Raw genomic sequence first — 18793 nt, 5'->3', positions numbered from 1 at the left:
CGCGGCGGCGCACCACGGCTGGACCCCGTCCGCCCTGGACGCCCTGGCCGGCTCGGTCGCGGTGGGGCACGTGCTCTCCGGTGGCCCCGGCGCGACCGGGGTCGTCGACTCCACCACCGACGTCACCCGCACCACCGATCCGGTCACCGGCGGGTACCCCATCGCCGAGATCGCCGACGACGGCTGCGCGGTCGTCACGCGCCATCCGTCCGCCTTCGGGTCGGTCACCGTCGGGACCGTCACCGACCAGCTCCTCGACGGCGTGGCGGGGGCCCGCTACGCGGCGCCCGACGTGGTGCTGCGGCTCGACTCCCTCAGGCTTGCGCAGGAGGGCACCGACCGGGTCCGGATCAGCGGTGCCCGTGGTGAACCGGCCCCGCCGGTCGTGGCGGTGGTCGCCATGACACGGGGTACCGGTGGCGACCGGCGTCCCGTGCGGGTCGCCCGCCCCCTGGCGCAGGGGGAGACGGGGCACTCCGTGGTCATGCCCGACGGCGCCCGCGTCACGGTCCCGGTGCCGGTCGAGACCGCGCCCATCGGGCCGGGGGAGTTACCGACCCCGTGGACTCCGGGCGCCGTCCCGGGCGGGGAGCCCGTCACCGCCGTCCTGGGCTCGGTCGCGAGTGTGCGACGCGGGGTGGTCGGCCGCGGGGTCAACATCGCGGTGTGGACATGGGACGACTCGGCGTTCGCCTGGTTGGCCGGGGAGCTCACCGTCGAGCGGATCCGTGAACTCATCCCGGGTCTCGACGGTATGGACATCCGGCGCTACCTGCTGCCCAATCTCCGGGCGGTCAATCTCGTGGCCCGCCCGCCACGGGGCGAGGTGCTGCGGCCCGGGCTCGGAGCCGACCTCACGGCGGCCCGCCTGGAGATCCCCGGCGAGCTCCTCGAGGTCGGCCCCTGACCCCGCCCTGTCATTGCGCCGCCCGCAGCTCGGCCTTTCGGATCTTCCCGGTCGCCGTGCGGGGGATGGAGTCGACCACCACGACGTCGCGCGGCCGGTGCGAGGGGGAGAGCCGCTCCGCGCCGAACTCCATGACCGAGCCCTTGAGATCGTCCTCGGCCGGTGCGCCCTCGGCGGGCACCACGACTGCGACCACGAGCTCGCCCCACTTGGGGTCCGGGCGCCCGACGCAGGCGACCTCGGCGACGTGCGGGTGGTCCATGAGGACCCGCTCCACGTGCATCGAGGAGACGTTCTCGCCGCCGGACTTGACGATGTCCTTGACGCGGTCGGCGAACCACACGACCCCCTCCCGGTCGATACGCCCCAGATCGCCGGAGTGCAGGCGGCCGCCCACGAACGCCGCGGCGTTGGCCTCGGGGTTGTTCCAGTAGCCCTCCATCACCGTCGGTCCGCGGTAGACGATCTCGCCTTCCTGGCCGACGGGCATGAGCTCGGCACCGCCCGGTTCGCTGATCCGGTTCTCCGCGATCGGGGTGGGGTAACCCCAGGAGTCGGACTTGTCCGGATTGAGCTCGGGCCACTGCATCACGGTGGCCGGGGTGCACTCGCTCATCCCCGAGGCCAGCGCCATCCTGGCGTCCGGGAGCGCGGACTCCAGGCGTCTGCGCATCTCCTCGGACATCGGGGCCATGGCGTAGAGCAGGAACCGGATCGAGGACAGGTCGAGGCCGCGGTCCCTGCCGTCGGCGAGGGCCTCCAGCATGAGAGGCAGGCCGACCAGGTGGGTGGCGTGGACCCGGGCGACCGTGTCGGCGTATTGGACCGGGTCGAAGCCCGGCAGGAGGTGGACGGTCGCGCCCATGGTGACGGCGGACAACAGGACCCCGTTGAGGCCGGCGGTGTGGAAGAGGGGGAGCGGGCAGACCGTGACCGAGGCCTCGGCTCCCCAGTTGAGGCCGAAGACGGCCCCGTTGCCGAGCGCGGCCATGGTCACCGCGAGGTGCGAGGTGAGGACGCCCTTGGGGCGTGAGGTGGTCCCGGAAGAGTAGAGGCACTGCACGACCTGGCGGTCGCCGATCACCGTGTCGGGATTGGTGTCGTCGTCGGCCAGGAGGTCGTCCCACCCGATCAGCGCGGGACCGTCGGCGGGGGCCTCCAGGCCGTCGGGCACGCCTCCGACGACGACGACGGTGCGGATCGCGGGAATGGCGGCGACCGCTCCCATCACCAATTCCGCGAGTGAACCGTGGACCACGAGGATGCGGGTCCCCGAGTCGGTCAGGGCGTGCTCGATGTTGTCCAACCCGGACAGGAGGTTGATGGGCAGCGAGACCATCCCCGCCTTGGCCGTCCCGAAGTAGGTGGCGACGAACTCGCGGCAGTTCATCGACAGGAGCGCGACCGGTTCCTCCGCCTCGATCCCGTGCGCGGTCAACCCGTGGGCGAACCGGTTGGACACGGCCTCGAGCTCGAGATACGTCCACGATCCCGCGTCGTCCGTGAGGGCGGTCCGGCCCGCGAACGTGGCCGCCGCCCGGGTGGGGAGGTCACCCACCGAGCAGCGGCGGGCCAGGGCGTGGTCGACGGGGTCGATCCCGGTCAGATCTAGTCGCACGGTGTCTCCGTAAGGGGTCGGGGCCTCCCGCATCAGAAGTGACGGGGATCACCACGGCAAAGACTTCCAGGGGTGGCGGACAAAAGCAAGCAAGCACGCTTGCTTTATTCGTGGGGAGGTGGGATCGTTCTCGCCATGACCAAGCCCCAGCCCTCCGAGACGGAGGATCCGCACGCGGCCCTCGCCGCACTCAACGCCCGGGTGGACGAGCTCGTCGAGACCGTCGGGGCCGATCGCTGGAACACCGATACCCCGGCCGAGGGCTGGGACGTCGCGATGCAGATCGCCCACCTGGCCTGGACCGACGAGGTCTCCGTCACCGCCATCCGCGACGCGGAAGCCTTCCAGGCCGTGGTGGACAAGGCCTCGTCAGACCCCACAGGCTTCGTCGACGCCGGCGCGGCCGAGATCGCCGCCACCGGTCGCGACGAGGTCCTCGCGCGCTGGCGCCTCGCCCGGGGCGAACTCGCCGACGCGCTCAAGGCCGCCGACCCGGGGGAGAAGATCCCGTGGTTCGGCCCGCCCATGCGGTCCAAGTCCATGACCACCGCCCGGATCATGGAGACCTGGGCGCACGGCGTGGACGTCGCGGACGCCCTGGGCGTGGGCGTCGACACCGACCCGGCTTTCCTCGGCGCCCTCCCGCACGTCGCCCGTCTGGGCTGGAAGACCCGCGCGTTCGCCTACATGATGAACGGGCTGGAGGCACCCGCCTCCGAGGTCCACGTCGCCCTCACACAGGCCGACGGCACCGTCCTCGAGTTCGGCCCCGCCGACGCCGAGCAGCGGGTCACGGGCCCGATCCTCGACTTCTGTCTGCTGGTCACCCAGCGTGTGCACCTCGACGACACCGCTCTGGAGGCGGACGGCGAGGACGCGCTGGGATGGCTCCGCATCGCCCAGGCGTTCGCCGGACTCCCCGGCAGCGGCCGTGAGAAGGGAGCACGAGCATGACCTCGTCCACGTCCACGCCGTCCACCCCCGGACCGTCCACCCCCGCGCCACTGCGCGTCGGCAACATGTCCGGGTTCTACGGCGACCGCATCTCCGCGATGCGCGAGATGCTCTCCGGCGGCGAACTCGACGTCCTCACCGGTGACTACCTGGCCGAGCTGACCATGCTCATCCTCGGCCGCGACCGGATGAAGAGCGCCGAGCTCGGTTACGCCAAGACCTTCCTGCGCCAGCTCGAGGACTGCCTCGCTCTGGCACTCGAGAAGAACGTCAAGATCGTGGCCAACGCGGGTGGGGTCAACCCGGCCGCGCTGGCCGACGCCATCCGCCAACTCGCGGATCGGCAGGGGCTGCCGGCGAAGGTCGCCCACGTCGAGGGCGACGACCTCATCGCCCGGATCGGGGAGCTCGACGTCCCAGAGGACGCCGGGTTCCCGGTCACGGCCAACGCCTACCTGGGCGCCTTCGGCATCGCACGGTGCCTCGACGCGGGGGCCGACATCGTGGTCACCGGCCGCGTCACGGACGCGTCCGTGATCGTCGGCCCGGCGATCAGTCACTTCGGTTGGGGACGCGACGACCTGGACGCACTCGCCGGCGCCACCGCCGCGGGCCACGTCATCGAGTGCGGCACGCAGGCCACCGGCGGAAACTACGCCTTCTTCAACCGCGGCGAGATCGCCGACCCGGTGAAGCCCGGCTTCCCGATCGCCGAGATCGCCGCCGACGGCACCTCCGTCATCACCAAGCATGCGGGAACCGGGGGCGCGGTCACCGTCGGCACCGTCACCTCGCAGCTGCTCTACGAGGTCACCGGCGCGCGCTACGGCGGACCCGACGTCGTCACCCGACTCGACACCGCCGTGCTCGAGCAGGAGGGTGCCGACCGCGTCCGGATCTCCGGCGTCGTGGGCGAGACGGCACCGCCCACCACCAAGGTGTCCGTCACCTGCCTCGGCGGCTTCCGCAACGAGATCACGTTCCTGCTCACGGGCTTGGACATCGAGGACAAGGCGGCCCTGGTCGAGCGCCAGCTCCTGGCCGGGCTCGAGCGCGAGCCGGCGCAGCTGGACTTCCGCCTGCACCGCACCGACCACCCCGACGCCGACACCCAGGCCGCCGCGACCGCGCTGATGACCATCGTCGCCTGGGACCCGGACTCCGACGTGGTCGGTCGAGCGTTCTCCGATGCCGCGGTCGCCATGACCTTGTCCAGCTATCCGGGCGCCACCCCCAGCGCGCCGCCCGGCCGCGGGGGACCGTACGGCGTGTACATCCCCGCCTACCTGGACCAAAACGAGGTGCCGCACATCGCGGTCCTGCCCGACGGGACCCGGGTCGACATCGACCCCCCCGCCAGGACGGAGGAGATGGGCGACGGCCACGCCTCCGACGGACTGGACGCCGACGGCAACCCGCTCGTTTCCGCAGTGCCGGTGACGGGGTCGACCCGCCGGCGCCCGCTGGGCGACGTCCTCGGGGCCCGCTCCGGCGACAAGGGCGGCACCGCCAACATCGGACTGTGGGCCGGTGACGCCGAGGCCTACGCCTGGATGCGAGACACCCTCACCGTCGACGAGCTGAGACGCCTCCTGCCCGAGGCCGCGGAGTTGCCGATCGAGCGCTATGAGCTGCCGAAGCTGGGCGCGGTCAACTTCGTCATCGACGGACTGCTCGGCAAGGGCGTGGCGCACGGTTACCGCTGGGACCCGCAGGCCAAGGGCCTGGCGGAGTGGCTCCGCTCCCGGGTCGTCGACATCCCCGACCACATCAACGCCCCCGTGACCGCCGCACCGGCCCAAGCGAAGGAGAACGAGTGACCATCCCACGCCGTACCGTCCCCGCCGTCCCACCCCATGTGCCAGGCGACCCCTGGTACTCCGAGGAGCGTCTCGCGCTGCGCGAGGCCACGACCCGCTTCGCCGAGCGGGAGATCCTGCCCCACCTCGACGAGTGGGAGGCCGCGGGCTCGATCCCGCGCGAGCTCCACCGCAAGGCAGGCGAGCTGGGACTGCTCGGGGTCTCGTTCCCCGAGGAGGTCGGCGGCGGTGGCGGCGACGCGATCGATTCGATGATCGTGTGCGAGGCGCTGCACGAGGCCGGAGTGTCCGGCGGCGTGTTCGCGTCACTCTTCACCTGCGGCATCGCGATCCCGCACCTGGCCCAGTCCGGCACCCCGGAACAGATCGAGCGCTGGGTCAAGCCCACCCTCGCCGGCGAGATGATCGGCTCCCTGGCCATCACCGAACCCGGTGGCGGATCGGACGTCGGCCACCTCACCACCACGGCCCGGCGGGACGGCGATCACTACGTCGTCAACGGTGCCAAGACGTACATCACCTCCGCGACGCGCGCCGACTTCGTCGTCGCCGCCGTCCGTACCGGCGGCGAGGAGCTCAAGGGCGCCGCCGGTGTGAGCCTGCTCGTCATCCCCACGGACACCCCGGGCTTCCACATCTCGGCGCCGCTCGACAAGCTCGGCTGGCGCGCCTCCGACACCGCCGAGCTGACGTTCACCGACTGTCGGGTGCCGGTGGAGAACCTCGTCGGCGCGGAGAACGACGGCTTCGCGCAGATCGGGATCGGCTTCGTCGGCGAGCGCGCCGCGCTGGCCGCCCAGGGATACTCCCAGGCACAGCGCTGCCTCGATCTCACGCTGGACTGGGTCCGCGAGCGGGAGACCTTCGGACGCCCGCTGCTGTCCCGGCAGGGCGTGCAGAACACGGTCACCGAGATGGCCCGTCGGATCGATCTCGCCCGCACCTACACGCACCACTGTGTGAACCTGGCGGTGTCGGGGCAGGACGCCATCGCCGAGGTCTGCTTCGCCAAGAACACCGCCGTCGAGTGCGCCGAATGGGTCGCCAACCAGGCGGTGCAGCTGTTCGGAGGACTCGGCTTCATGTCGGAGTCCGAGGTCAGCCGCCAGTACCGCGATGTCCGGCTCCTGGGCATCGGGGGCGGCACGACCGAGATCCTGACCACCCTCGCCGGACGACGTTTGGGGTTCACGGCATGACAATCCTCCGTTCCACACTGGACACCACCAGCGCCGAGTTCGGTGCCGCGAGGCAGGCCATGGAGGGCAAGCTCGACCAGCTCGCCACGGATCTCGAGCCGGCACTGTCCGGCGGTGGCGAGCGCAAGGTCGCCCGCCACCGCGAGCGCGGCAAGTTCACCGCCCGCGAGCGGATCGACATGATCCTCGACCCGGAGTCCCCGTTCCTGGAGTTGTGCGCGCTCGCCGCGTGGGGCTCCGACTTCCAGACCGGTGCCTCCGTGGTGGCCGGGATCGGTGTGGTCGAGGGCGTCGAGTGCCTGCTCATCGCCAACGATCCGACGGTCAAGGGCGGCACCTCCAACCCGTGGACGCTGCGCAAGGTCCTCCGTCTCAACGACGTGGCCATGAAGAACCGGATCCCGGTCATCAGCCTCGTGGAGTCCGGTGGCGCCGACCTGCCCACGCAGAAGGAGGTGTTCGTCCCCGGCGGCGCGCTCTTCCGCGACCTGACCCGCCTGTCCAAGGCCGGCATCCCCACCATCGCCGTGGTCTACGGAAACTCCACCGCCGGTGGCGCGTACGTGCCCGGCATGAGCGATCACGTCGTCATGATCGAGGAACGTTCCAAGGTCTTCCTCGCCGGCCCGCCGCTGGTCAAGGCCGCCACCGGTGAGATCGCCGACGAGGAGACCCTCGGTGGCGCCGACATGCACGCCCGAGTCTCCGGCCTGGCCGACCACCTGGCGGTGGACGAGGCCGACGCTGCCCGCTTGACCCGGGGTATCGTCCGCCGTCTCAACTGGACCAAGGCCGGGCGCGCCCCGCGTGCCCAGGTCGCGGAGCCGCTGTACGGCACCGACGAGCTGCTCGGGATCGTCCCGGAGGACCTCAGGATCCCGTTCGACCCGCGCGAGATCATCGCCCGGATCGTCGACGGCTCGGTCTTCGACGAGTTCAAGCCGCTGTACGGCGCGAGTCTCGTCACCGGTTGGGCCGAGCTCCACGGTTACCCGGTCGGGATCATCGCCAACGCGCGCGGCGTGCTGTTCAGCGAGGAGGCCCAGAAGGCAACCCAGTTCATCGAGCTGGCCAATCGATACGACACACCCCTGCTGTTCATGCACAACACCACCGGCTACATGGTCGGGTCGGAGTACGAGCGCGGCGGCATCATCAAGCACGGCGCGATGATGATCAACGCGGTCTCCAACTCCGAGGTCCCGCACCTGTCGCTCATCACGGCCGCCTCCTACGGTGCCGGCCACTACGGCATGTGTGGCCGCGCGTTCGACCCCCGGTTCCTCTACACCTGGCCCAGCGCCAAGTCCGCCGTCATGGGTGGGCAGCAGCTCGCCGACGTGGTCACCTCCGTCGCCGCGGCCGCCAGCGCCGCCCGCGGTCAGGAGATGGACCAGGAGACCATCGACGGACTCAAGACCGCGATCGCCGACCAGATCGAGAAGGAGTCCCTGCCCGCCTTCCTGTCGGGGATGCTCTACGACGACGGCGTCATCGACCCCCGCGACACCCGGACGGTGCTGGGCCTCAGCCTGTCCGCGATCCACTCCGGAGAAGTCGCCGGAACCGACCGCTTCGGCGTCTTCCGGATGTGAGGAACGAAATCATGGAGAATTCATCAATCCCGACTCCGATCACTTCAGTCCTGGTGGCCAACCGCGGCGAGATCGCCCGACGCGTCCACCACACCGCGCGGTTACTCGGCATGACCACTGTCGCCGTGTTCTCCGACGCCGATGCCGAGGCGCCCCACACCCGCGAGGCCGACGCCGCCGTCCGCCTGCCCGGCAACACCCCCGCCGAGACCTACCTGCGCGGTGATCTGGTCATCGCCGCGGCCGAGGCGGCCGGCGCCGACGCCATCCACCCCGGATACGGGTTCCTGTCTGAGAACGCCGGGTTCGCCCGCGACGTGATCGACGCGGGCCTGACCTGGGTCGGCCCGCCGGTTGCGGCCATCGAGGCCATGGGCTCCAAGATCGAGGCCAAGAAGATTATGGGCGAGGCCGGCGTGCCGATGCTCACCGACCTCGAGCCCGCCGACCTCACCGAGGACATGCTCCCGGTGCTCGTCAAGGCGTCCGCCGGTGGCGGAGGTCGCGGCATGCGGATCGTCCGCACCCTCGACTCGCTGCACGACGAGATCGAAGGCGCGCAGCGCGAGGCGAAGTCCGCCTTCGGCGACGACGCGGTGTTCTGCGAGCGCTACCTCGAGCGTGGACGTCACATCGAGGTCCAGATCATGGCCGACTCGCACGGCACCGTCTGGGCGGTGGGGGAGCGCGAGTGTTCCATCCAGCGCCGCCACCAGAAGGTCATCGAGGAGGCCCCCAGTCCCCTCGTCGAGCGGACTCCGGGAATGCGGGAGGCGCTCTACAAGGCAGCCCGCGACGCCGCCTCCGCGATCGGGTACACCGGCGCCGGCACGGTCGAGTTCCTGGCCACCGACGACGGCGAGTTCTTCTTCCTCGAGATGAACACCCGCCTCCAGGTGGAGCACCCGGTCACCGAGGCCACCACCGGTCTCGACCTGGTCGCCCTGCAGCTCGACGTGGCCGCCGGACTGCCGCTGCCGTCCGCCGAGCCGCCGGCCGCCCACGGTTGGTCGCTGGAGGCCCGCCTGTACGCCGAGGACCCGGCGAACGACTACACGCCGGGGTCGGGAACCCTCTGGGCGCTCGACGTCCCCGGGGTCTCCTCGAGCTTCGAAGGGCCCCACCGCCCGGGCATCCGGGTGGACAGCGGTGTCGAGCCGGGTCCCGACGGCGCGCTCATCGGCGTGCACTACGACCCGATGCTCGCCAAGGTCATCTCGTACGGCCGTACCCGAGCGGAGGCGTGTGCCTCCCTCGCCGGCGCCCTGGCCCGGGCACAGGTCCACGGGCTGACCACCAACCGGGCCCAGCTCGTCCGCGTGCTGCGGCACCCGGAGTTCATCGCCGGGAACCTGTCGACGGCGTTCCTCGACGACCACGGTGCCGAGTCGCTCGCCGCGCCGCTCGCGGACGACGAGACCGTCGCCATCTCGGCGCTGGCCGCGGCAGTGGTCTCCGGCACCGCCGACCACCTCGCCGGACCGGTGGCACTGGCCCAGGCCGGGTTCCGCAACGTCGGACGCACACTGCAGAAGCGGACGTTCCGTCACGGCGAGGACGAGCTCGAGGTGGCCTACATCCGCGAGCGTTCCGGCGCCCGCCCGGACGGAGACCTCGCCGGGATCGTCACCGTCGAGGCGGTGGCCCCCGACTCCGCCGTCTTCGAGGTCAGGGGAGTGCGTCGCGTCTTCACCGTGGCCCGCTACGAGACCCCGGGTGCGGACACCGTCGTCGAGGTCGACTCCCCGCTCGGTCCCGTCTCACTCGTCGAGCCGCCGCGCTATACCGACCCCGCCGCCGAGGTCGCCGCGGGGTCGCTGCTCGCACCTATGCCGGGCGCGGTCATCCGCGTCGCGGTCGCCGTCGGCGACACCGTCACCGCCGGACAGCCGTTGCTCTGGATGGAGGCCATGAAGATGGAACACACCATCGCCGCCGCCGTCGACGGCATCGTCGCCGAGCTCCCCGTGGAGGTCGGCACACAGGTCGAATCGGGAACGGTCCTCGCCGTCCTCTCCGATCTCGACACCGACACCGACACCGAACAGGACCGATCACGATGACCGACATCTCACAGATCCCCAATCCCGCCATCGACACGGAGGAGCAGACGCAGCTCCGCCAGGTGGCCTTCGAGCTGGGCTCGCGGTACGGCATCGAGTACATGCGGGACAAGTCCGACACCGGCGAGACCACCAACGAGTTGTGGACCGAGGCCGGCAAGCTCGGCCTGCTCGGCGTGAACCTGCCGGCGGAGTACGGTGGCGGCGGAGCCGGGATGACCGAGCTCGCCATCGTGGAGGAGGAGCTCTCCGCGGCGGGCGCCGGCCTGCTCATGATGGTCGTCTCGCCGGCCATCAACGGCACGATCATCTCGCGCTTCGGCACCGAGGAGCAGAAGAAGAGGTGGCTGCCGGGCATCGCCTCCGGTGAGACCATCACCTCCTTCGCGATCACCGAGCCCGACGCCGGATCCAACTCGCACGCGATCACCACCACGGCCCGCCGCGACGGCTCCGATTTCCTGCTCAGCGGGCAGAAGACCTACATCTCCGGTGTCGACCAGGCCGACGCCATCCTCGTCGTCGCCCGCCTCGAGGGCGCGACCAGCGGCAAGCTCCAGCCGGCCTTGTTGATGGTGCCCACGGACGCCCCGGGCCTCGCCAAGACGCACATCCCCACCGAGGTGCGGACCCCCGAGCGGCAGTTCCAGCTGTACTTCGACGATGTCCGGCTGCCGGCCGAGGCGCTCATCGGCGACGGCGACACGGCGCTGCTCATGCTCTTCGCCGGTCTCAACCCGGAGCGCATCATGGCCTCGGGCATGGCTGTGGGCATCGCCCGTTTCGCCATGGACCGGGCGACCAAGTACGCCAACGAGCGGCAGGTGTGGAAGACCCCGATCGGCGCCCACCAGGGCGTTTCACACCCGCTGGCGCAATGCAAGATCGAACTCGAGCTGGCGCGGTTGATGATGCGCAAGGCCGCGGCCCTGGTGGACGCCGGCAGGGACGACCTGGCCGGCGAGGCCGCCAACATGGCAAAGTACGCCTCCGGTGAGGTCTCGGCCCGCACCGTGGACCAGGCCATCCAGACCCTCGGTGGCAACGGTCTGTCGGTCGAGTACGGACTGGCCGGCATGCTCGCCGCGTCGCGTCTGCCCCGTATCGCCCCGGTCAGTCGGGAGATGATCCTCAACTACGTGGCCCAGCACTCGCTCGGGCTGCCGAAGAGCTACTGAGGTGAGCGCGGTGGAAGACCAGACGCTGGTGCACTACGAGGTCCATGGGGGCGCAGCCCGCCTCACCCTGGACTCGCAACACAACCGCAACGCCCTCTCGACCCCCCTGATCGAGCAACTCCACGCGGCGCTCGACCGGGCCGCCGGGGACGACACCGCCCGCGTCGTCGTCCTCGGGCACGCCGGCGGGACGTTCTGCGCCGGTGCGGATCTGTCCGAGGCGTCCGCGAACCAGGGGAGCCCCGAAGAGCAGGCCGCCGAGCGGACCCGGATCTTCCTGGGCGTGCTGTCCGCGATCCTCTCCCACCCGAAGCCGGTGATCGCCGCGGTCGACGGCCACGTACGCGCGGGCGGAATGGGTCTGGTGTCGGCCTGCGATTTCGCGATCGCCGGTCCGTCCTCGTCCTTCGCGCTCACCGAGGTCCGCCTCGGACTGGCGGCCGCGATGATCTCCGTGCCCCTGGCCGCACGCGTGAACTCGAGGGACCTCGCTCGAGCCCTGCTGACGGGGGAGAAGTTCGACTCCGGGCACGCGCTGCGGATCGGGTTGCTCTCCGATTCGGTCGAAGATGTCCAGGGTGCGGTCGGCGAGCTTGTGGCCGCCTTCCGGCCCTGCTCACCCCAGGGGCTCGAGGAGAACAAGGCCCTGCTCGCGGCGCCCGTGCTCGCCGAGCTCGAAGCGCGTGGGGAGGAGCTGGCGGGAGTCACCGCCCGTCTGTTCACGACCCCCGAGGTCGCCGAGGGAATGACCGCGTTCCTGGAACGCAGACAGCCCTCCTGGGCGACCGACACGGAGTAGCGTGGGATGTGGCGCTGGTCACGTGACCAGAGCCACATCACCAGCGCCACATCACCCCTTCACACTAGGAGTACATGCATGCGTACCAAGGCCGCCATCATCAGGGAGCCCAAGCAGGACGGCTGGGAGGTCGTCGAGGTCGATCTGGGCGATCCCAGGGTCGGTGAGGTCCAGGTCAAGTTGGCCGCATCGGGCCTCTGCCATTCGGACGAGCACCTCCTCACCGGCGACCTGCAGTTCGAGACCTACCCCATCCTCGGCGGACACGAGGGTGCCGGTGTCGTCACCAAGGTCGGTGAGGGCGTCACCGGGATCGAGGAGGGTGACCACGTCGTCCTGGCGTTCATTCCCGCCTGTGGCACCTGCCCGCCCTGCGCAGAGGGGCTCCAGAACCTCTGTGACAACGGTGCCGGCCTGCTGACCGGCCGCGCGATCAGCGATGACACCTACCGGGTCCACACCACCGCGGGCGAGCCGGTCGCCTCGATGTGTGTTCTCGGGACATTCTCGCCGTACGTGACCGTCCACCAGTCCTCCGTCGTCAAGATCGAGAAGGACATCCCGCTCGACAAGGCCGCCCTGCTGGGCTGCGGCGTCGCCACGGGCTGGGGATCGGCCACCGAGATCGGTGGGGCGAAGGAAGGCGACATCGTCGTCGTAGTGGGCGTCGGCGGCATCGGCATCAACTCGGTGCAGGGCGCGGCTGCCGCGGGAGCTCGCGCGATCGTCGCCGTCGACCCGGTCGAGTTCAAGCGCGAGAAGGCCAAGGAGTTCGGGGCCACCCACACCTGCAGCTCCATGGACGAGGCGATGGCACTGGTCGGAGAGATCAGCTGGGGTCGGATGGCCGATCTGGTCATCCTCACGATGGGCGTGGTCGAGGGCAAAGACCTGCTCCCCGGTCTGCTCCTCACGGGCAAGGGCCGCCGGTGTGTCGTGGTGGGCCTGGGGGACATGATGGCCGTCGACGCCCAGGTGTCAATCATGGACCTGGCGATGCAGCAGAAGACCCTCCAGGGCGCCATCTTCGGTGGCACCGGCCCGCGCAAGCAGATCCCGCACCTGCTGCACCAGTACCGCGCCGGGAACCTCAAACTGGACGAGCTCGTCACCAAGACGTACCGGCTCGAGGAGATCAACCAGGGGTACCAGGACATGCGCGACGGCAAGAACATCCGCGGTGTGATCATCTACGACGAACAGGACTGGTAACAGGAGGACACATGACGGCACCCGAGCAGCGCGCCCCCAAGCAGGACAGGAGCCGTATCACGCGGGAGCGTCTGCTCGGTGCCTCGATCGACCTCCTCGCGACGCAGGGCTGGGCGGCGACCACCGTGGGTGCGGTGGCCGCCGCCGCCGGCGTCTCACGGGGCGCCGCCCAGCACCACTTCCCGACGCGCGAGGACCTCATCACCGCCGCGCTCGGGCACATGATCGAACAGCGACTCGAGGACGTCCGGACCGTGGGCCTCGACCTTCCCGAGCCCGGACCCGAGCGAACGGTCGCGGTGGTCCGGCTCATAGTCGGGCACTACACGTCCGACCTGTTCAAGGCCGCGCTCCACGTATGGACCGCGGCGGCCTCAGACCCGGCCCTCAGGGACCGCGTGCTCCCGCTCGAGAACCACATGTCCCGTGAGGTCCTGTCCATCGCCGCGGCCGCCCTGGGTCGCGATCCGGGTGACGCGCGAATCCGGCGCGCACTCCAGACCACCCTGGACCTCGCTAGGGGGCTGGGGCTCGCGGACGTCCTGTCCGACGACTCGGCGCGACGTGACAAGATCGTGAGATTCTGGGCCCATACCCTGGACACGGTCCTCGATGCGGCCGGAGCCCCGCCCGCGGGAGATGCCGCGACCGGCCCATTTTGACCGCTGCATCCCCCGGCGGTTAGGCTTCACCATCGTGCTCGCAGTGCGCGAGCTGGACGATCGTGCCCGGTAGGCCAGCGAGAGCGGCTGACATGGTCGGCCGTGCGCGGCGACAGGCGCGCGAGAGTCCGGATACGAGCAACGTCCCAGTGACCGGTGGTCGCCCCCGTGGAGGCCGCCAGCTAGAGAAAGTCGGTTCATGCCAACCATCAACCAGCTGGTCCGCAAGGGCCGCCAGGACAAGAAGTCGGCGACGTCGACGGCTGCCCTCAAGGGTTCGCCTCAGCGTCGTGGCGTGTGCACCCGTGTGTACACCACGACCCCCAAGAAGCCGAACTCCGCGCTCCGTAAGGTCGCCCGTGTGCGCCTGACCACCGGTATCGAGGTCTCCGCCTACATCCCCGGTGAGGGCCACAACCTGCAGGAGCACTCCATGGTGCTCGTGCGTGGCGGGCGTGTGAAGGACCTCCCGGGTGTGCGCTACAAGATCATCCGCGGCTCGCTCGACACCCAGGGTGTGAAGGACCGCAAGCAGGCCCGCTCCCGCTACGGCGCCAAGAAGGAGAAGTAATGCCTCGTAAGGGTCCCGCCCCCAAGCGCCAGCTGATCAACGACCCGGTCTACGGGTCGCCGCTGGTCACCCAGCTCGTGAACAAGATCCTCCTCGACGGCAAGAAGACGACCGCCGAGCGCATCGTCTACTCCGCGCTGGAGATCTGCCGCGAGAAGACCGGAACCGATCCGGTCATCACCCTCAAGAAGGCGCTCGACAACGTCAAGCCGGCTCTCGAGGTCCGCTCCCGTCGTGTCGGCGGCGCCACCTACCAGGTGCCCGTCGAGGTCCGCCCCGGTCGTTCGACGACCCTGGCGATGCGCTGGCTGGTGACGTTCTCCCGGCAGCGTCGTGAGAACACGATGGTCGAGCGTCTGGCCAACGAGATCCTGGACGCCTCCAACGGTCTGGGTGCCGCGGTCAAGCGCCGCGAGGACACCCACAAGATGGCCGAGGCAAACCGGGCGTTCGCTCACTACCGCTGGTGACGCGTCGGGACCCGGGCCGGGGCGTGGGTATCCACGTCCCCCCGGCCAGGGTCCCGTTGTCACCCGCCGGGTGGCATCATTGATCAAGGCCCGTACCTCACGCCCCGCGTGCAGGTACCGGCAGCACTACCGACCCGGTTCGGACGGTCGACAGCGACCGCACGGGCCACCGACGACTCACATTCGGGAGAATCCGTGGCACAGGACGTGCTGACCGACCTCAACAAGGTCCGCAACATCGGCATCATGGCGCACATCGACGCCGGTAAGACCACCGTCACCGAGCGCATCCTGTTCTACACGGGTGTCAACCGCAAGGCAGGCGAGACGCACGACGGTGCGTCGACCACCGACTGGATGGAGCAGGAGAAAGAGCGCGGCATCACGATCACGTCCGCCGCCGTCACCTGTTTCTGGTCCAACAACCAGATCAACATCATCGACACCCCGGGCCACGTCGACTTCACCGTCGAGGTGGAGCGGTCCCTGCGCGTCCTGGACGGCGCCGTCGCCGTCTTCGACGGCAAGGAGGGCGTCGAGCCCCAGTCCGAGCAGGTCTGGCGTCAGGCCGAGAAGTACGACGTGCCCCGCATCTGCTTCGTCAACAAGATGGACAAGATGGGCGCGGACTTCTTCTACACGGTCCAGACCATCGTCGACCGTCTCGGCGCGAAGCCGCTGGTCCTGCAGCTCCCGATCGGCGCCGAGGACGAGTTCGACGGTGTCGTCGACCTCGTCGAGATGAAGGCGCTCGTCTGGCCAGGCAAGACCGACATCGGCACCGAGGCGCAGGTGCAGGACATCCCGGCCGACCTGCAGGAGAAGGCCGAGGAGTACCGCGAGAAGCTCCTCGAGACCGTCGCCGAGAGCGACGAGGCGCTGATGGAGAAGTATTTCGGTGGCGAGGAGCTGACGAAGGACGAGATCCAGGCGGCGATCCGCAAGATGGTCGTCAACGCCGAGATCTACCCGGTGCTGTGTGGTTCGGCGTACAAGAACAAGGGCATCCAGCCGCTGCTCGACGCCGTCATCGCCTACCTCCCCAACCCGCTGGACGTCGGCGAGGTCCACGGCCACAAGGTCGGGGACGAGGAGACGGAGATCCTCCGCAAGCCGTCCAAGGACGAGCCGTTCGCGGCGCTCGCGTTCAAGATCGCCGTGCACCCGTTCTTCGGAGAGCTGACCTTCGTCCGTGTCTACTCGGGCCGCATCGACCCGAGCACCCAGGTGCAGAACGCGACCAAGGGGAAGAAGGAGCGCGTCGGCAAGCTCTTCCAGATGCACGCCAACAAGGAGATGCCCGTGGAGGAGGCCGTCGCCGGCCACATCTACGCGTTCATCGGGCTGAAGGACACCACGACGGGTGACACACTGTGTGACCTGAACAACCAGGTCATCCTCGAGTCCATGACCTTCCCGGACCCGGTCATCGACGTCTCCATCGAGCCCAAGACCAAGGCCGACCAGGAGAAGCTCGGCACGGCCATCCAGAAGCTGGCCCGTGAGGATCCGACGTTCTCCGTGCGGCTGGACGAGGAGACCGGGCAGACCGTCATCGGCGGAATGGGCGAGCTCCACCTGGACGTGCTCGTCGACCGGATGAAGCGCGAGTTCAAGGTCGAGGCCAACGTCGGCAAGCCGCAGGTCGCGTACCGCGAGACCATCAAGGGCTCGATCGACAAGTTCGACTACACCCACAAGAAGCAGACCGGTGGTTCCGGTCAGTTCGCGAAGGTGCAGATCGCGCTCGGCCCGCTGGACCAGGAGGCCGTCGAAGCCGGTGAGACCTACGAGTTCAGCGACAAGGTCACCGGTGGCCGCGTGCCCAAGGAGTACATCCCCTCCGTGGACGCCGGCATCAAGGACGCCATGCAGTACGGCATCCTCGCCGGCTACCCGATGGTCAACGTCAAGGCGACGCTCGTCGACGGCGCGTACCACGAGGTCGACTCGTCCGAGATGGCGTTCAAGGTCGCGGGCTCCATGGCCTTCAAGGAGGCCGCCCGTAAGTGCCAGCCCGTGATCCTGGAGCCGCTGATGGCCGTGGAGGTCGTCACGCCCGAGGACTACATGGGTGACGTCATCGGCGACATCAACTCCCGCCGCGGCCAGATCCAGGCGATGGAGGAGCGCTCCGGCGCCCGCGTCGTCAAGGCCCACGTGCCGCTCTCCGAGATGTTCGGCTACGTCGGCGACCTCCGGTCGAAGACGCAGGGCCGGGCCAACTACTCGATGGTCTTCTCCCACTACGCCGAGGTTCCGGCGGGCGTGGCCAAGGAGATCATCGCCAAGGCGACCGGCGAGTAACCGGTACTGGTCCCGCCCCGCCGTCAGGCGGGGTGGGGCCGATGCCGGCGGCGCACGGTCGAACCTCCGGGTGGCCGCCGGTTCGTGCTCAACACGGCACGATGAGTAAGATCAGATCCCACACAAAGCAGTGCCCACCTCCAGGTGGGGACAGACCAGTCCAGGAGGACACCAAGTGGCGAAGGCGAAGTTCGAGCGGACCAAACCGCACGTAAACATCGGCACCATCGGTCACGTCGACCACGGCAAGACCACCACCACCGCGGCCATCACCAAGGTTCTGGCGGACACCTACCCCGACCTCAACGACGCGTTCGCGTTCGACGAGATCGACAAGGCGCCGGAGGAGAAGGCTCGTGGTATCACGATCAACATCTCCCACGTCGAGTACCAGACCGAGAAGCGCCACTACGCGCACGTCGACGCCCCCGGTCACGCCGACTACATCAAGAACATGATCACCGGTGCCGCCCAGATGGACGGCGCGATCCTCGTCGTGGCGGCCACCGACGGCCCCATGCCGCAGACCCGTGAGCACGTGCTGCTCGCCCGTCAGGTCGGTGTGCCCTACATCCTCGTCGCCCTGAACAAGTGCGACATGGTCGACGACGAGGAGATCCTCGAGCTCGTCGAGATGGAGGTCCGCGAGCTGCTGGCGTCGCAGGACTTCGACGAGGACGCTCCGGTCGTCCACATCTCGGCGCTCAAGGCGCTCGAGGGTGACCCGAAGTGGGTCCAGGCCATCGTCGACCTCATGCAGGCCTGCGACGACTCCGTCCCGGATCCCGAGCGTGAGACCGACAAGCCGTTCCTCATGCCCGTCGAGGATGTCTTCACGATCACCGGTCGTGGCACCGTCGTCACCGGTCGTATCGAGCGTGGCCAGATCAACGTGAACGAGGATGTCGAGCTCATCGGCATCAAGGAGAAGGCCACCAAGACCACCATCACGGGCATCGAGATGTTCCGTAAGCTGCTCGACTACGGCGAGGCCGGCGACAACGTCGGTCTGCTCGTCCGTGGTCTCAAGCGCGAGGACGTCGAGCGTGGCCAGGTCGTCATCAAGCCGGGCGCCTACACCCCGCACACCACGTTCGAGGGCCAGGCGTACATCCTGTCCAAGGACGAGGGCGGCCGTCACACGCCGTTCTTCAACAACTACCGCCCGCAGTTCTACTTCCGTACCACGGACGTGACCGGCGTCGTGACCCTCCCCGAGGGCACCGAGATGGTCATGCCGGGCGACAACACCGAGATGAGCGTCGAGCTCATCCAGCCGGTCGCCATGGATGAGGGCCTGCGCTTCGCGATCCGCGAGGGTGGCCGCACCGTCGGCGCCGGACAGGTCACCAAGATCATCAAGTGATCCACTGACCGCTCGGTCCGGGTGATTCCCCGGGTCGATCGAGGAAGGGCGCCCCACCGTCAGGTGGGGCGC

General features: G+C 69.3%; 15 protein-coding genes. 14 read left to right on the top strand and 1 reads right to left on the bottom strand.

Going from position 1 to position 18793, the window contains the following annotated elements:
- On the top strand, positions 1–907 hold a 907-nt coding region (locus tag G6023_RS01930; RefSeq protein WP_182633938.1), incomplete at its 5' end, for an acyclic terpene utilization AtuA family protein.
- A gap of 10 nt (positions 908–917) precedes the next feature.
- Here the strand turns inward: G6023_RS01930 and G6023_RS01925 are convergent.
- Complete coding sequence (locus G6023_RS01925) at positions 918–2525, bottom strand: class I adenylate-forming enzyme family protein (protein ID WP_083249509.1); 1608 nt, start codon at positions 2523–2525, stop codon at positions 918–920.
- 135 nt (positions 2526–2660) lie between these two features.
- Between G6023_RS01925 and G6023_RS01920 the strand changes: the two genes are divergently transcribed.
- From G6023_RS01920 to tuf, 13 genes are all read left to right on the top strand, one after another.
- A complete protein-coding gene (locus G6023_RS01920) occupies positions 2661–3479 on the top strand; it encodes a TIGR03084 family metal-binding protein (RefSeq protein ID WP_067716716.1) in 819 nt (272 codons plus the stop codon).
- Positions 3476–5299: an acyclic terpene utilization AtuA family protein gene (locus tag G6023_RS01915; RefSeq protein ID WP_067716712.1), complete on the top strand. Its 1824-nt coding sequence runs from the start codon at positions 3476–3478 to the stop codon at positions 5297–5299. The genes G6023_RS01920 and G6023_RS01915 overlap by 4 nt, the downstream gene beginning before the upstream one ends.
- Positions 5296–6498: an acyl-CoA dehydrogenase family protein gene (locus G6023_RS01910; RefSeq protein ID WP_082923930.1), complete on the top strand. Its 1203-nt coding sequence runs from the start codon at positions 5296–5298 to the stop codon at positions 6496–6498. The genes G6023_RS01915 and G6023_RS01910 overlap by 4 nt, the downstream gene beginning before the upstream one ends.
- Entirely contained in the window at positions 6495–8093 is a 1599-nt protein-coding gene (locus G6023_RS01905; RefSeq protein ID WP_067716709.1) for an acyl-CoA carboxylase subunit beta, read from the top strand. The genes G6023_RS01910 and G6023_RS01905 overlap by 4 nt, the downstream gene beginning before the upstream one ends.
- An 11-nt stretch (positions 8094–8104) precedes the next feature.
- On the top strand, positions 8105–10156 hold the full coding sequence (locus tag G6023_RS01900) for an acetyl/propionyl/methylcrotonyl-CoA carboxylase subunit alpha (RefSeq protein ID WP_182633937.1): 2052 nt from the start codon (positions 8105–8107) through the stop codon (positions 10154–10156).
- Complete coding sequence (locus G6023_RS01895; protein ID WP_069388743.1) at positions 10153–11334, top strand: acyl-CoA dehydrogenase family protein; 1182 nt, start codon at positions 10153–10155, stop codon at positions 11332–11334. The genes G6023_RS01900 and G6023_RS01895 overlap by 4 nt, the downstream gene beginning before the upstream one ends.
- A 1-nt stretch (position 11335) precedes the next feature.
- Positions 11336–12133: an enoyl-CoA hydratase family protein gene (locus tag G6023_RS01890; RefSeq protein ID WP_069388742.1), complete on the top strand. Its 798-nt coding sequence runs from the start codon at positions 11336–11338 to the stop codon at positions 12131–12133.
- Between the two features lie 78 nt (positions 12134–12211).
- Entirely contained in the window at positions 12212–13345 is a 1134-nt protein-coding gene (locus G6023_RS01885) for an NDMA-dependent alcohol dehydrogenase (RefSeq protein ID WP_069388741.1), read from the top strand.
- Positions 13346–13356: 11 nt separating this feature from the next.
- Positions 13357–14007, top strand: a complete 651-nt coding sequence (locus G6023_RS01880) for a TetR family transcriptional regulator (protein WP_067716699.1) — start codon at positions 13357–13359, stop codon at positions 14005–14007.
- A gap of 199 nt (positions 14008–14206) precedes the next feature.
- On the top strand, positions 14207–14578 hold the full coding sequence (rpsL, locus tag G6023_RS01875; RefSeq protein ID WP_010541164.1) for a 30S ribosomal protein S12: 372 nt from the start codon (positions 14207–14209) through the stop codon (positions 14576–14578).
- Complete coding sequence (gene rpsG, locus G6023_RS01870; protein ID WP_067716696.1) at positions 14578–15048, top strand: 30S ribosomal protein S7; 471 nt, start codon at positions 14578–14580, stop codon at positions 15046–15048. The genes rpsL and rpsG overlap by 1 nt, the downstream gene beginning before the upstream one ends.
- A gap of 195 nt (positions 15049–15243) precedes the next feature.
- Positions 15244–17355, top strand: a complete 2112-nt coding sequence (gene fusA, locus G6023_RS01865) for an elongation factor G (protein ID WP_067716694.1) — start codon at positions 15244–15246, stop codon at positions 17353–17355.
- A 175-nt stretch (positions 17356–17530) separates the two neighbouring features.
- Complete coding sequence (tuf, locus tag G6023_RS01860) at positions 17531–18721, top strand: elongation factor Tu (RefSeq protein WP_067716691.1); 1191 nt, start codon at positions 17531–17533, stop codon at positions 18719–18721.
- The last annotated feature ends 72 nt before the right edge of the window (positions 18722–18793 follow it).

The sequence above is a fragment of the Dietzia sp. DQ11-71 genome (assembly GCF_014144995.1).
Lineage (GTDB): Bacteria > Actinomycetota > Actinomycetes > Mycobacteriales > Mycobacteriaceae > Dietzia > Dietzia kunjamensis.
Note: the sequence above shows the minus strand (reverse complement) of the source record. Positions and strands in the feature narration are given on the sequence as shown.